Source organism: Devosia sp. (assembly GCF_036676215.1).
In the GTDB taxonomy this organism is placed as follows: domain Bacteria; phylum Pseudomonadota; class Alphaproteobacteria; order Rhizobiales; family Devosiaceae; genus Devosia.
Genome location: NZ_JAKFDJ010000067.1, coordinates 1 through 13,871, shown reverse-complemented (window position 1 = coordinate 13,871; position 13,871 = coordinate 1). Strand labels below are relative to the sequence as shown.

Below are 13,871 nucleotides of genomic sequence, written 5' to 3'. Positions count from 1 at the left end.
GTTTCCCGTGCCTCATGTGGGCGCGGGTACGCGGGCTTTCTCCAAATGGACAATGGGCCGAGCCGGTACTACCGGTAGTGCGCGCGGAGTCGGCCTCGCGCCGTGTTCGTCACCGAGGTGCTGCCCCATGAATGCCATCGACCTCAACGACCAGATCGCCGTCGTCACCGGGGGTGCGCAGGGCCTTGGCTTTGCCATTGCGCGGCGGCTGATCGCCTCGGGCGCCAGGGTCAGCCTCTGGGATACCAATGCCAAAGCGCTGGCGTTGGCGCTGGACAATCTGGGCCCCGCGGCATCGAGCAAGCATGTCGACATCACCGATCTCACGGGCCTGCTGCAGGTCCATGCCGAGGTGGAAACCGAACTCGGGCCGGTGTCGATCCTGGTCAATTCGGCCGGCATTGCCGGGCCCAATGCAACGCTGGAAGACTATGACCCCGAGGAGTGGCGCCGCGTCGTCGAGATCAATCTCAACGGCACTTTCTATGTCAACAAGGTGGTGGTCCCGGCGATGAAGGCGCGCAATTACGGCCGCATCGTCAACATCTCGTCGGTCGCGGGCAAGGAGGGCAACCCGAACCTTTCGGCCTATTCTGCGGCCAAGGCCGGCGTCATCGGGCTGACCAAGTCGCTGGGTAAGGAATTGGCCAAGTACGATATCGCGGTCAATGCCATCACCCCCGCCACCGCCAAGACGCGCATCCTCGATACGCTGACCAAGGAATTTATCGACTACATGCTGGTGCGCATTCCGCGCGGCCGGTTCCTCGAAGTCGACGAGGCGGCATCCATGGTGGCTTGGCTGGTCAGCCGGGAAAATAGCTTCACCACCGCCAGCGTGTTCGATCTGTCCGGCGGCCGCACGACCTATTGAGGACTTGAGACTCGGATCAAGCCTCTTCCACCAGGGCGCAGCTAGGGCTGCCGAGGCCGCGCGACGCCCGTGACGGCTGCCTTGCGGGCTGCCATCGACGCGTCGACGGCACGTTGATTGAACCGGAGCAGGGCCCGGCGTTCGCGGTATTGTCCACAGTCACATTTCTGTTACCTTGTTGTCACGTGGCCGTTATCTGGCCTGACTAGATCGGGGTCGCACACCACGCGTCCCCGCCACGAGGAGGGTGGCGTGCGCGCCTGAAGTTTCGCTTTTTGTCTGGTGTATTTCGCTTCTATTTCGCGAAGCCGCCGGCGACGATCTTTCAGCGTTCGATTTAATAAATCTGGCAGGAGCTGGTCGGTCACAAGGCCGAGCCGGCAAAACGGGAGATAACCATGAAGAATCTGAACGGCGTTGCCGGGCTTGCCGCCCTGTCGCTCGTGCTTTCCACGTCGGCCGCCTTCGCTCAGACCGAAATCGCCTGGTGGCACGCCATGGATGCCGAACTCGGCCAGCGGCTTGAAGCCATCGCCACCGGCTTCAACGAAAGCCAGAGCGAGTTCGTCGTCGTCCCCAGCTACAAGGGCAGCTATCCCGAGACGTTGACCGCCGCCATTGCTGCCTTCCGCGCCAACGAGCAGCCCGCCATCGTGCAGGTCTTCGAGGTCGGCACGGGCACCATGATGGCCGCCAAGGGCGCCGTGAACCCGGTCCATTCGCTGATGACGGAAAATGGCGAAGCCTGGGATCCGTCAGGCTTCCTGGCTCCGGTGACCGGCTACTATTCAGACGTCGATGGCAACATCCTGTCCATGCCGTTCAACTCCTCGACCCCGATCATGTACTACAACAAGGACGTGTTCGAGAAAGCCGGCCTCGACCGCGAGACCCCGCCCAAGACCTGGGCTGAGCTTGAGACGATGAGCCGCCAGATCATGGAATCGGGCGCCGCCCCCTGCGGTTTCACCTCCGGCTGGATTTCCTGGGTGCAGCTCGAAAACCTCTCTGCCATCCACGATCAGCCCTATGGCACGCTGGAAAACGGCTTCGGCGGCCTGGGCAGCGAGTTCACCTTCAATGGTGACGTCCAGGTCAAGCATTGGGACAACCTGAAGAAGTGGGCCGACGAAGGCCTGTTCCAGTATGGTGGCCCGGTCGGTGGTGCTGATGCTCCGCCGAAATTCTACGCGCAGGAATGCGCGATCTACATGAACTCGTCGGCCTCGCGCGCTGGCGTCGTCAACAATTCCAAGGAGTTCGAAGTCGGCTTCGCGCCCCTGCCTTTCTATGACGACGTGATCGCCGAACCGAAGAACTCGATCATTGGTGGCGCCACCCTTTGGGCCCTCAATGGCAAGGATGCCGAAGTCTATAAGGGCGTCGCCCAGTTCTTCACCTACCTGTCGAGCCCGCAAGTACAGGCCGATTGGCACCAGGCGACCGGCTACCTCCCGATCACCAATGCCGCCTTCGACCTTGGCAAGGAACAGGGCTATTACGAAGCCAATCCCGGCTCGGACATCGCCATCAACCAGATCACCCGCGGCACGCCTTCGGCCAATTCCAAGGGCATCCGCTTCGGCAACCTGACCCAGGCCCGCACCGTGGTTGATGAAGAGTTCGAGGCCCTGCTCGCCGGTAGCAAGACCGCCCAGGAGGCGCTCGACGCCGCCGTTGAGCGTGGCAACCAGATCCTGCGCGACTTCGAAGCCGCCAATCAGTAAGCCTCCCCGGGCCGCCCGCGATCGCAAGGTCGGGGGCGGCCCACTCACCAATCGGCCCATGCCGCCCGGCTTGTCTGGCCGTGACCGTCGGGGAGTTCTCGGCCCGAATGCAAACCAAGCGCACGATCTTCCCGAACAAGCTGCTGCCCTACGCGCTGCTCGCGCCGCAACTTGCAGTGACGCTGATCTTCTTCATCTGGCCGGCAGCGCAGGCGGTGAAGTCATCCTTCGAGCGCGAAGACCCCTTCGGTTTCCGCACTACTTTCATCTGGTTCGAGAACTATTCGCGCCTGTTTGCCGACCCGGGCTATGTGAACTCGCTCACCAAGACGGCGGTGTTTGCCGCGTCGGTGACGCTGCTGTCCATGACCCTGTCGCTCATTCTCGCGCTGGCTGTCAGCCGCGTGCTGCGCTCAAACCGCGTTTATACGACCCTGCTGGTCTGGCCCTATGCCGTTGCCCCTGTGGTCGTGGGCATCCTGTGGTGGTTCATGTTCAACCCCACTATCGGCATCGCCCCCTATCTGATGCGCGCCGTGGGCATTGCCTGGAACCACCGCGTGGATGGCAACCAGGCCATGATCTTCGTCATCATCGCGGCGAGCTGGAAACAGATTTCCTACAATTTCCTGTTCTTCGTGGCGGGGCTCCAGTCGGTGCCGCAATCGCTGACCGAGGCGGCCGCCATCGATGGCGCCGGACCCTTCAAGCGCTTCTGGACCATCGTCTTTCCGCTGCTCTCGCCGACCACCTTCTTCCTGCTGATCGTCAACATCAACTACGCCATGTTCGACACCTTCGGCATCGTCGACGCGACCACATCGGGCGGGCCCAACCAGGCCACCAATATCCTGGTCTACAAGGTCTATGCCGACGGGTTCCTTGGGCTCAATATCGGCTCGTCCGCCGCCCAGTCCGTGGTGTTGATGGCCATCGTCATCGTGCTGACCGCCATCCAGTTCCGCTATGTCGAGCGGCGCGTACAGTACTGAGGAGCGCAGCAAGAACATGGTCGAAAATCGTCCCCTCCTCGCCATCCTCACCCATCTGGTGCTCATCGTGGGCGTCGTGGTGGTGGTGTTCCCGGTCTATCTGGCCTTCATCGCCTCCACCCATGGCAGCGGCGACTTTATGCGCGGGCTGGTGCCGCTGCTGCCGGGGCCGCACCTGATGGAGAACTACGGCAAGATGCTCACCGAGGGTATTTCCACCTCGGGGGCGCCGCCGCTCTGGATCATGCTGATGAACTCGCTGATCATCGCCATCATCATCGCCGTAGGCAAGATCACCATCTCGCTGCTGTCGGCCTATGCGATCGTGTTCTTCAAGTTCCCGTTCCGCATGGTGGCGTTCTGGATCATCTTCATCACGCTGATGCTGCCGGTCGAGGTGCGTATCATCCCCACCTTTGCGGTGGTCGCCAATCTGGGGCTGCTCAACTCCTATGTCGGGCTGACCCTACCGCTCATCGCCTCGGCGACGGCCACCTTCCTGTTCCGCCAGTTCTTCCTCACCGTCCCCGACGAATTGATGGAGGCGGCCCGCGTGGACGGGGCCGGCCCGATCAAGTTCTTCCGCGATATCCTTCTGCCGCTGAGCCGGACCAATATCGCGGCACTCTTCGTCATCCTCTTCATCTATGGGTGGGTGCAGTATCTCTGGCCGCTGCTGGTGACCACGGATAGCAAATATTACACCGTCGTCATGGGTATCAAGCGCCTCGCCGCCAGTGCCGATTCCGAACCGCTCTGGAACCTGGTCATGGCCGCGGTGATCCTGGCCATGCTGCCCCCCGTCCTCGTCGTCATCTTCATGCAGCGCCTGTTCGTCAAGGGCCTGGTCGAAACGGAGAAATAGCATGGCCGCCATCGAGCTTTCCGGCGTCAAGAAGACCTATCCCGGCGGCGCCCAGGTGATCCACGGCATCGACCTTGCCATTGCCGATGGCGAATTGGTCGTGCTCGTGGGGCCATCCGGCTGCGGTAAGTCCACCCTGCTGCGCATGATTGCCGGCCTCGAAACCATCAGTGATGGCACGATTTCCATCGGTGGCGACGTGGTCAACAAGCGCGAGCCGGCCGAGCGCGACATTGCCATGGTGTTCCAGAACTATGCGCTCTATCCGCACATGACGGTGCGCGGAAACCTGGAATACGGGCTCAAGAACCGGGGCACGCCGCGCGCCGAGATCGACGCCCGCGTCGAAGCTGCGGCGCAGACGCTCGAGATTGCCCCGTTCCTCGACCGCAAGCCGCGCCAGCTTTCGGGCGGGCAGCGCCAGCGCGTCGCCATGGGCCGGGCAATTGTCCGCCAGCCCAAGGCTTTTCTGTTCGATGAGCCGCTGAGCAATCTCGACGCCAAGCTGCGCGGCCAGATGCGGATCGAGATCCGCCGCCTGCAGCGTTCGCTCGGCACCACCAGCGTTTACGTAACCCATGACCAGCTCGAAGCCATGACCCTGGCCGACCGGCTGGTGGTGATGAATGGCGGCCATATCGAACAGGTCGGCAAGCCGATCGAACTCTACGACCGCCCGGCCTCGCTGTTCGTGGCCGGCTTCATCGGCTCGCCGCCGATGAACCTGATCGACGTCGAGAGGATACGGGCACTCCCCGGCGTGACCCTGCCCGAGAGCCTGCCGGCAGGGACCGATATTGTGGGTGTTCGCCCCGACGCTATCACCATGGGCAAGGGCGCATCGGGGGATATCCCGCTCTCCGGCACCCTGGAACTGATTGAGCCCGTGGGCGGCGAGAGCCACCTCTATGTGCGGGTGGCTGGTCTGGAGCAGATATTCGTCATCGTGGCGCAGGGCCGCACGACCCTGGAGGAAACAGGGCAGGTGGATTTCGCCGTACCTGTCGCCACGCTGCACCCCTTCAACCGGGCCAGCGGTCGCCGTCTCTAGCGGGTCCGGATGTTTCCCTCGAATTTGGCGCTGCGAGCCTAAGGTGATAGGAGGCGGTTAGCGCTAATACGATGGGACCCGTTCATGGGCAGACTGGTTGTTCGTCTCAAGGACATTGCGGACCGGACCGGCTTTTCGGTCAATACGGTGTCGCTCGCCTTGCGCGACAGCCCGCGCATTCCGCCCGAGACGCGGCAGGTGATCCAGGCGGCCGCGGAGGCACTGAATTACCTGCCCAACCAGGTCGCCAAATCCCTGGTCAGCCGGGAGACGCGGACCATTGGCCTGGTGCTGACCGACATCACTAACCCGATCCTGACGCAGGTGGCCCAGGCCATCGAACTGCGGCTGGCGGAGCAGGGCTACTCGACCCTGTTTGCGACCTCGAACAACGATCACGCCGAGGAAAAGAAGGTGATCGAGATGTTCCGCTCGCGCCAGGTGGACGGCATGCTGATCTATCCGCGCAGCCACCGCGAGCTCGACCACATCCGCCGCTTGCGGCAGGCTGGCTATCCGCTGGTGCTGCTGGTGGCTGACCCCGATGCCGGCGTCGATGCGGTCTGTGTCGATGAGCGGCGCGGTGCCTACAAGGCCGCGCGCCACCTGATCGACCTGGGCCACAGCCGCATCGGCCTGATTGATGGCGCCAGCGCCCGGGGCAATCACGAAAAGCGCGAGGGCTACCAGCAGGCTTTGTCCGAGGCGGGAATCGGCGTCGATGACGCTCTGACGATCGAGCCGCGCGGCCATTCATTGCTGGCCGGGCATGGCGCCATGGCCGAGCTTGCAGCACGGGGCAATGGCATGACAGCGCTGCTGGCGGGGACGGACTCGCTGGCGCTGGGGGCGCTGCGCTGGACCCAGCAACACGGCCTGCGCGTGCCAGAGGACCTGGCGATTGTGGGTTTCGACAATATCGAGTTCGCCGAACACGCGGCCACGCCGCTGACCAGCGTCGACTATGCCGTTGGCCGTGTGACCGAATTGGCCGTGCAACGGCTTATCGACCTCATTCAGGCGCCCGACCTGCTCCCCGAACCGCAGGTCACGCTGATCGAACCCGAACTGCTGGTGCGCGAGAGCACGATCGGGCGGTAGGCCTTACCTCTCCCTTTGGGGGAGAGGTCGGCGCGCAGCGCCGGGTGAGGGGGCCTTCCCCACGCGCTGCACCCGGTAAAGGCCCCCTCACCCGACCCAAGAGGGTCGACCTCTCCCCCAAAGGGAGAGGTGAAGGATATCTAGGTCCGATCCCGGAAGCGGCGCTGGTAGTCGGGATCGTAGAGGCTGCTCTCGCGGAAGTTGGCGGCGCCGAGGCCGCGGCCGACGAAAATGATGGCGGTGCGTTCCACCGGGTCGGCGGCAAAGCGGGCTTCGATGTCGGCGAGGGTGCCCACGGTGATCTTTTCGTCGGGCCAGGAGGCGTGGAAGACGATCGCCACAGGGCAGTCGTCGCCGTAGAGCGGCCGCAATTCCGTCACGACCCTGTCGAGCGCATGAACGGCCAGATGGATGGCCAGCGTCGCGCCCGTCGCGCCGAACGCGGCCAGCGTCTCGCGCTCCGGCATGGGAGAGGCGCGACCGGATATGCGGGTAAGGACGAGGCTTTGCGCTTCGGCCGGAATCGTCAGCTCACGACCCAGCGCCGCGGCGGCCGCGGCGAAGGCGGGGACGCCCGGCGTCAAGGTGTAGGCAATGCCGAGACGATCGAGCCGCCGCATCTGTTCGGCCACCGCGCTCCACACCGAGAGGTCACCGGAATGGAGCCGGGCCACGTCCTCGCCAGCAGCGTGGGCCCTGGCATATTCGGCTTCGATTTCGTCGAGCGATAGCGGGGCCGTATCGACGAGGCGCGTATCCGGGCCGCACCAGGCCAGCATTTCCGGCGGCACGATGGAGCCGGCATAGAGGCAGACGGGGCTGGCGGCGAGCAGCTTCATGCCGCGCACGGTGATCAGATCAGCCGCGCCGGGACCGGCGCCGATGAAGTGGACTGTCATGGCAGCACTTTCTTACCTCTCCCCCTGGGGGCGAGGTCAACCCTCTTGGGTCGGGTGAGGGGGCCTTTACTGGGTGCGGTGCGCGGGGAAGGCCCCCTCACCCGTCGCCCGCGGGCCTCACCCCCGAAGGGGGAGGTGAAGAAGGGTGCGGCTGTCATGGCTTGGTCCAGGCCCATTGGGTGATCGGCATGGCGGGGCGCCAGCCGGTCATCGAACCGACGGCGTCGGCGCGCGAGATGGCGATGCGGGTCAGGTGGCCGCCGAGCCTGACATGCCGCTCCAGCAGCACGGCTTCCAGCTCCAGCGTCACCGCATTGGCGACCAGTCGCCCGCCGGGGCGCAGCGCCGCTATGGCGGCGTCGAGCACGCCGGGATCGGAACCGCCGCCGCCGATGAAGACGGCGTGGGGCGCTTCGAGCCCGGACAGGGCGTCCGGCGCCGTGCCGATGACCAGTTTGAGGTCTGGTACACCACAGGCTGCGGCATTGCGGGTGATGCGGCCGGCGCGTTCCGAATTGGCCTCTATGGCAATGGCGCGCAGGCTCGGATCGGCCAGCATCCACTCGATGCCCACCGAGCCCGATCCGGCCCCGATATCCCAGAGCGTTTCGCCGCGGCGGGGGGCCAGCGCCGAGAGCGTGAGCGCGCGAACCTCTCGCTTGGTGATCTGGCCGTCATGCTCGAACAGCGCGTCGTCGCGCCCCGGCGTCAGCGGCAGGATGCGGGCGTCGGGCAGGGCGACGACGCTGATGGCGCAGATATTGAGCGGGTTGATATCGGCGATCGCAAAGCTCATGGCGACATGGGAACGCACGCGTTCGCTGGGACCGCCGAGCGCTTCGAGCACCGTGACGATGGAAATCCCGAAGCCGGCTTCGGTCAGCAGCCCCGCCAGCGCCGCAGGCCCGTGCTCGTCCGAAGTCAGCGCCAGGATGCGGGCGCCGGCATGCAAATGCGGACGGATCAGATCGAGCGGCCGTCCATGCAACGATAGGCTCAACACATCCTGCAGCGGCCAGCCGAGGCGCGCGGCAGCAAGACTGAAGGAAGAAGGATGCGGGAAGACCTGCATCTGGCTGGCATCAATCTGGCGGGCAAGCGTGACGCCGACACCATGATGAAACGGATCGCCGGAGGCGAGGACGCAGACCTTGCGACCACGCAGCGCGACAACGGCGTCGATGGACTCCGAGAAGGGCGAAAGCCAGGGGCGGGCCTCGCCGGTGATGGCCGGGGCCGCCAGTTCAAGGTGGCGCGCGCCGCCAAAGACGATTTCGGCACCGGAGATGGCAGCCATGGCGGCGTCACCAAGCCCGGCAAGGCCATCCTCGCCAATACCGACGATGGACAGCCAGCTCATTGCCCACCCCCGGTGGAACGGGGCGAATAGACCAGCGGGGCGCGGTCTGGGCGTTCAATGACGCGGGTTTCGGGCGAGCCGATGATGACGCAGGTGGCCATGTCGGCCCTGCCGGCATCGGCCTCGGCCAGCGTCATCAGGGTGATGGCCTCGTCGGGGCGCCCCGCTGCTCGGCCGAAGATGACTGGTGTCGACCAAGGCAGCACTTCGCGCAGGATGGCAAAGGCGGTGCCCAGCTGCCACGGGCGGGCCTTGGAAATGGGATTGTAGAGCGCGATGACGAGGCCCGCGCTGGCGACGGCGCGCAGCCGCGCTTCGATCACCGTCCAGGGCTTGAGATTGTCCGATAGCGAAATGGCGCAGAAATCGTGGCCCAGGGGCGCACCGGCGCGGGCCGCCACGGCCAGCATGGCGGTGACGCCGGGCACGATGGTGAGATCGACGTTGCGCCAGGCGGGAGGGCCTTCCTCGATGGCTTCGCAAATGGCGGCGGCCATGGCAAAGACCCCGGGATCGCCGCCCGAGACGACGCAAACCTGCTCGCCGCTGGCGGCCGTCATCAGCGCATCCTTGGCGCGCGCCAGTTCCTCGCGATTGTCGGAGGCGACACGGCGCTGGTCGGCGCGCAGGGTGAGGCGGTCGAGATAGGGGCCGTAGCCGAAAAACACGTGGGACGTGGCGATGGCGGCCAGTGCCTCGGGCGTGGTCTGGTCCGGATTGCCCGGGCCAGTGCCGACGACGGTGAGCTTGCCCGTCATGGCCGCGTGCTCCAGCCGGGAACGAGGATCAGCGCGAAATAGGGCGCGATATCGTCGGTCTTGTCGGCGAGGCGCATGGAGCGCCCCTCGGCCATGGTGCCGCGCTCGACATAGACCGCGTCTTCGAGGCGCCCGGCAGCCTCGATGGCGCGGCGGATCTTGGATAGGTTGCGGCCCACCTTCATGATCACGGCGCCATCGGTATTGGCGAGCCGGCCGCGCAGGTCGACCTCATCGAGCGTTCCTGGCAGGACCGAAAGGATGTCGTCGCCCTGCACCAGCGGCAGGCCGGCGGCGGACCAGCAGCCGGACATGGCCGTGATGCCGGGGATGACCTCGGTGGGGTAGAGCTGCGACAGCCGCACATGGATATGCATATAGCTGCCATAAAACAGCGGGTCGCCCTCGCTCAGCACGGCGACATTGCGGCCGGCATCAAGATGGGCGGCGACGCGAGCAGCGGCCTCGCCATAGAAGCCGTTGGTGGCCGATTTGTAATCGTCATGGCGACGGTCGATCTCGGTGGTGACCGGATAGCCCAGCTGTTCCTCGATCTGGCCGGTCATCAGGTCTGCCACGATCCTGCGGGCATTGCTGGCATTGCCCTGCTTGGCGAAATAGGCAACGACATCCGCCCCTTCGATGGCGCGGACGGCCTTGATGGTGAGCAATTCCGGATCGCCCGGTCCGGTGCCGACGCCGATGAGCTTGCCGGTCATATGCCGGGCCTCGCCAGGGCGTTGAGTGCCGCGGCCGTCATGGCCGAACCACCCAGGCGCCCGCGTATGATGGCATAGGGCACGCCATAGGAATTCTCGGCCAAAGCCGCCTTGGATTCAGCGGCGCCGACGAAGCCCACCGGCATGCCGACAATGGCGGCGGGGCGGGGCGCGCCATCGCGCAGCAGTTCGAGCAGGAAGAACAGCGCTGTGGGCGCATTGCCGATGGCCACGACTGCCCCGGCAAGGCGCGGCAGCCACAGGCGCAATGCGGCAGCCGAGCGCGTATTGCCGATTTCAGCCGCGATGGCCGGCGTCTGCGGATCGCGCAAGGTGCAGATGACCTCGTTGCTGGCGGGCAGGCGGGCCGCCGTGACGCCGCGCGCCACCATTTCGGCATCGCAGAAGATCGGCGCGCCAAGGGCAAGCGCCGTGCGGGCGGCGGCCACAAAGCCGGGGCCAAATTCGAAATGCTGCGCCGCCTCGACCGAGCCGGCGGCGTGGATCATGCGGATGGCGAGCTCGGCTTCATCCGGGGAGAAGGCCGAGAGGTCCGCTTCGGCGCGGATGATGGCGAAGGACTGCGCATAGATCGCATCGCCATCCTTGATGTAGTCGTAGTCGGTCATCGTCATCCCTGGGCCGCGAGCAGCGCGGTTTCGAGCTGATCTGCCCGCAGCACTGCCCGTGGCGTATCGCCCGCCCGGCCGTCGATGACAAGACCATAGCCATCCGCACGCCCGATAAGCGTCACTTCGGCGCGGCCCGGATGGGCACAGCCCTTCTGGCAGCCCGAGACGTGAAGGTTGCTGCCGGGTGCCAGGCTCGGCGCCAGCCGGGATGCAACGGCGCGTGCCGCGATATGGCCCGAGGCGCAGCCATCGCTGCCGATACAGGCGCTGATGCGCGTGCGGGGGTCATTGGGATGCGTGATAAAACCGATTTGCGATGCCTCCTCGATGAGGCTGCCATCGCCACCGATGGCGATCAGGGAATGGTGCGGACCGGGGCGGAACGCACTGATGCCGGAACGCCAGGCGCCATCGGCCAGAGCGGCGATGGACTCGCAGGCCATAGCGCCAAATGGCAGACCAAGGCCCGTCGCTTTGCCGCGATGCATGGGAAACCGGCCGATCGGCGAGCTGACGGGCTGGCGCACAGGGGCCGAGGAGCTGACCAGGTCGTCAAGCTCAGGCGCGAGGTCAGCCAGGGGCAGGTCCGTGGCGCGGCCCTGCAGCCCCAGGGATGCCAGCGCGGTCAGCACAACACCGGCACAATCGAGAGGCCGACGCGTGGTGCCCAGCAGCGTCGCGCCGACCGAAACCAGCCAGATGTCCGGTCCGACGGCCACCAGGCGCAGATCGGCCTTGAGCGCGCCCAGGCCGATCTGCCCATTGCCATCGACAATGACCGCGACCTTGGGCCCCAGCCGATGCGCAAATGGCGCAGCAAGCGCCTTGATCGACGCGGCGAGGGGACGGGGGTCGATAAATTCCAGCGGGTCGTCTCCCGCCAATGGCGGCGTCTCGACGACGAGGCCTGTTTCGACGTCAATGACCTGCCGGACCGCGCTGGCAAAAGCGGGCGCCAGTGCTGCCGTCAGCCCGCGCACCTGCAGATTGCCACGGGCGGTAATCTCAATAACGCCATTGCCATAGGTGCCGCCGAGCACGGCCAACTGTTCCAGCCGCACCGGGTCGAGCTGGCCACCCGCGATACGAATGCGCGCCAAAAGGCCATCGCCGGTCTGCATCGGCATGTCGAGCGACGGACAGGCGCCGCGACGGCTGGGTTCTAAGGGTAGGGCGAGGGACATGCCGAGAGGTTTAGCGGATTGGCAGGGCATATCCAACTGCGACACGCCGCCGACCCCTGCCTTCCTTCTCCCCTCGTGGGAGAAGGTCTATCGCATATCGACCGTGGCACGATCTTGCAGTGCACCGGGCGGCACCTCCCCCTCGACGGGGGAGGCTGGGAGGGGGTGGCGGTTGCCCCAAATATCCGGGCCCCCCCTCCCTTGATCCCTCCCCGCAAGGGGGAGGGTGTCGACTGCACCAGCGCGGGCAAGTGAAAGGCGGAGGGACCCGCTCCTGCCTGAAGTTGATCCTCACTCCCGCTTGCGCAGCAGATACGTATCCATGATCCAGCCATGCCGCTCCCGCGCGGCCTTGCGCGTCGCGACAATCTGCTCGCGCACCGCGCCTAACCTGCCGGCAATGGTGATCTCGTCCGGCGTGCCCAGATAGGCGCCCCAGAAGATGTCGAGATCGGGATCGGCATTGAGGAAGGCCGTCTGCCCATCGAGCATGACCACGGTGTCATCGACGACCGGTCCGAGTTGGCGGCCCGTGGTGATGTGGACCGGCTCGCCGATGCGGTTGAGGGCGATGCGGTGGGCGGCGGTGAGGGCCTGGATGCTGGTAATGCCGGGAACGATCTCCACTTCATGCTCGGACCGCAGGCGTTCGACGATACGAATGGTCGAATCGTAGAGCCCCGGATCGCCCCAGACCAGGAAGGCGCAGGCGCCGTTGCCGGGAACATTTTCCAGCAGGGCGCCGAAGCGTGCGGCCAGCGCCGCATGCCAATCGTCGACGCCGGCGCCGTAATCAGGATTGGCGGCGTCGCGTTTGGGCATCGTGTATTCGACGGTGCGGCTGTTCGGATTGGTCACGTAACGCGCAACAATCTCGCGGCGCAGATCGGCCAGATCGGCCTTGCCTGCACCCTTGTCCGGGATGAACAGCACATCGGCCCGGTTGAGCGCATTGATGGCCTGCACCGTCAGATGCTCGGGGTTGCCGGTGCCGATGCCCACGATGAGAATTGTCTTCATGCGGCTTCCTTGCCTCAGGGCAGGGGTGTTGACAAGTCACGCACATCGTCGTATTCAACCAACTAGTATTATATAAAACGGTTGAATAAAGATGACCGATGCCCTGAGCACCACGCTCGCTGCCCTTGCCGACCCGACCCGAAGGGCAATTCTCGCCCGGCTGTCGCTGGGCGAGGCCAGCGTCAACGAGCTGGCCGAACCCTTCGACATGACGCTGGCCGCGGTCTCCAAGCACATCAAGGTACTGGAGCATGCCGGTCTCGTCAGCCGCGGCAGGCAGGCGCAATGGCGCCCCTGCAAGCTGGAAGCGGCGCCCATGCGCGACGTGGCTTCCCTGGTCGAGCTCTACCGCAAGTTCTGGGAGCAGAACCTGGACCAGCTCGATGCCTATCTCAAGAAACTGCAGACCCCCGAAACCGACAGCAAGAACTGACCAAGACACCGACAAGGAGACAACAAATGAACACCCAGGCAGCGCCCAACCTGTTCAAGACCGAACTGCCGGCCGACGAGCCGGTGATCATCATGACCCGCACCTTCGACGCTCCGCTCGACCTGCTCTGGACCGTGTGGACCCGACCCGAACACGTCGCCTATTGGTTCGGTCCGCGCGAGGACAACGAAATCGTCGAATACGACGTCCGCAAGGGCGGCAAGTGGCGCGTCATCTCGACGATGAGCGATGGTTC

General features: G+C 65.2%; 15 protein-coding genes. 8 read left to right on the top strand and 7 right to left on the bottom strand.

The window, feature by feature from the left end:
* The first annotated feature begins 127 nt into the window (after positions 1 to 127).
* The 6 genes from V6M52_RS06225 (at position 128) to V6M52_RS06200 (ending at position 6,610) form a co-directional block, all read left to right on the top strand.
* Positions 128 to 874, top strand: coding sequence for an SDR family NAD(P)-dependent oxidoreductase (locus tag V6M52_RS06225; protein WP_332694070.1), 747 nt, complete (start codon positions 128 to 130; stop codon positions 872 to 874).
* Between the two features lie 398 nt (positions 875 to 1,272).
* Complete coding sequence (gene ugpB / locus V6M52_RS06220; RefSeq protein WP_332700429.1) at positions 1,273 to 2,601, top strand: sn-glycerol-3-phosphate ABC transporter substrate-binding protein UgpB; 1,329 nt, start codon at positions 1,273 to 1,275, stop codon at positions 2,599 to 2,601.
* Between the two features lie 107 nt (positions 2,602 to 2,708).
* The gene (gene ugpA / locus V6M52_RS06215; protein ID WP_332700428.1) at positions 2,709 to 3,593 is read left to right on the top strand and encodes a sn-glycerol-3-phosphate ABC transporter permease UgpA; all 885 of its coding nucleotides are present in this window, start codon (positions 2,709 to 2,711) and stop codon (positions 3,591 to 3,593) included.
* A 16-nt stretch (positions 3,594 to 3,609) separates the two neighbouring features.
* Positions 3,610 to 4,458: a sn-glycerol-3-phosphate ABC transporter permease UgpE gene (gene ugpE / locus V6M52_RS06210; RefSeq protein ID WP_332700427.1), complete on the top strand. Its 849-nt coding sequence runs from the start codon at positions 3,610 to 3,612 to the stop codon at positions 4,456 to 4,458.
* A gap of 1 nt (position 4,459) precedes the next feature.
* Positions 4,460 to 5,509, top strand: coding sequence for a sn-glycerol-3-phosphate import ATP-binding protein UgpC (locus V6M52_RS06205; RefSeq protein WP_332700426.1), 1,050 nt, complete (start codon positions 4,460 to 4,462; stop codon positions 5,507 to 5,509).
* Between the two features lie 84 nt (positions 5,510 to 5,593).
* The gene (locus V6M52_RS06200) at positions 5,594 to 6,610 is read left to right on the top strand and encodes a LacI family DNA-binding transcriptional regulator (protein ID WP_332700425.1); all 1,017 of its coding nucleotides are present in this window, start codon (positions 5,594 to 5,596) and stop codon (positions 6,608 to 6,610) included.
* A 140-nt stretch (positions 6,611 to 6,750) separates the two neighbouring features.
* Here the strand turns inward: V6M52_RS06200 and cobM are convergent, their stop codons facing one another.
* From cobM to cobF, 7 genes are all read right to left on the bottom strand, one after another.
* Entirely contained in the window at positions 6,751 to 7,509 is a 759-nt protein-coding gene (gene cobM, locus V6M52_RS06195) for a precorrin-4 C(11)-methyltransferase (protein ID WP_332700424.1), read from the bottom strand.
* Between the two features lie 154 nt (positions 7,510 to 7,663).
* Positions 7,664 to 8,869 carry a precorrin-6y C5,15-methyltransferase (decarboxylating) subunit CbiE gene (gene cbiE, locus V6M52_RS06190; protein ID WP_332700423.1) on the bottom strand — a complete coding sequence of 402 codons (1,206 nt, stop codon included), beginning with the start codon at positions 8,867 to 8,869 and terminating at the stop codon, positions 7,664 to 7,666.
* Complete coding sequence (locus V6M52_RS06185; RefSeq protein WP_332700422.1) at positions 8,866 to 9,627, bottom strand: precorrin-3B C(17)-methyltransferase; 762 nt, start codon at positions 9,625 to 9,627, stop codon at positions 8,866 to 8,868. The genes cbiE and V6M52_RS06185 overlap by 4 nt, the downstream gene beginning before the upstream one ends.
* A complete protein-coding gene (locus tag V6M52_RS06180; RefSeq protein WP_332700421.1) occupies positions 9,624 to 10,346 on the bottom strand; it encodes a precorrin-2 C(20)-methyltransferase in 723 nt (240 codons plus the stop codon). The genes V6M52_RS06185 and V6M52_RS06180 overlap by 4 nt, the downstream gene beginning before the upstream one ends.
* Positions 10,343 to 10,975 (bottom strand): precorrin-8X methylmutase, encoded by a 633-nt coding sequence (locus V6M52_RS06175; protein ID WP_332700420.1) that lies wholly within the window; start codon positions 10,973 to 10,975, stop codon positions 10,343 to 10,345. The genes V6M52_RS06180 and V6M52_RS06175 overlap by 4 nt, the downstream gene beginning before the upstream one ends.
* 2 nt (positions 10,976 to 10,977) lie before the next feature.
* The gene (gene cobG, locus V6M52_RS06170; RefSeq protein ID WP_332700419.1) at positions 10,978 to 12,162 is read right to left on the bottom strand and encodes a precorrin-3B synthase; all 1,185 of its coding nucleotides are present in this window, start codon (positions 12,160 to 12,162) and stop codon (positions 10,978 to 10,980) included.
* A 291-nt stretch (positions 12,163 to 12,453) separates the two neighbouring features.
* Positions 12,454 to 13,182, bottom strand: coding sequence for a precorrin-6A synthase (deacetylating) (gene cobF / locus V6M52_RS06165; RefSeq protein ID WP_332700418.1), 729 nt, complete (start codon positions 13,180 to 13,182; stop codon positions 12,454 to 12,456).
* 91 nt (positions 13,183 to 13,273) lie between these two features.
* Between cobF and V6M52_RS06160 the strand changes: the two genes are divergently transcribed.
* Both V6M52_RS06160 and V6M52_RS06155 read left to right on the top strand, forming a co-directional pair.
* The gene (locus V6M52_RS06160; protein WP_332700417.1) at positions 13,274 to 13,615 is read left to right on the top strand and encodes an ArsR/SmtB family transcription factor; all 342 of its coding nucleotides are present in this window, start codon (positions 13,274 to 13,276) and stop codon (positions 13,613 to 13,615) included.
* Positions 13,616 to 13,641: 26 nt separating this feature from the next.
* Positions 13,642 to 13,871, top strand: a 230-nt coding sequence (locus tag V6M52_RS06155) for an SRPBCC domain-containing protein (protein WP_332700416.1), incomplete at its 3' end; no start/stop codon positions are given.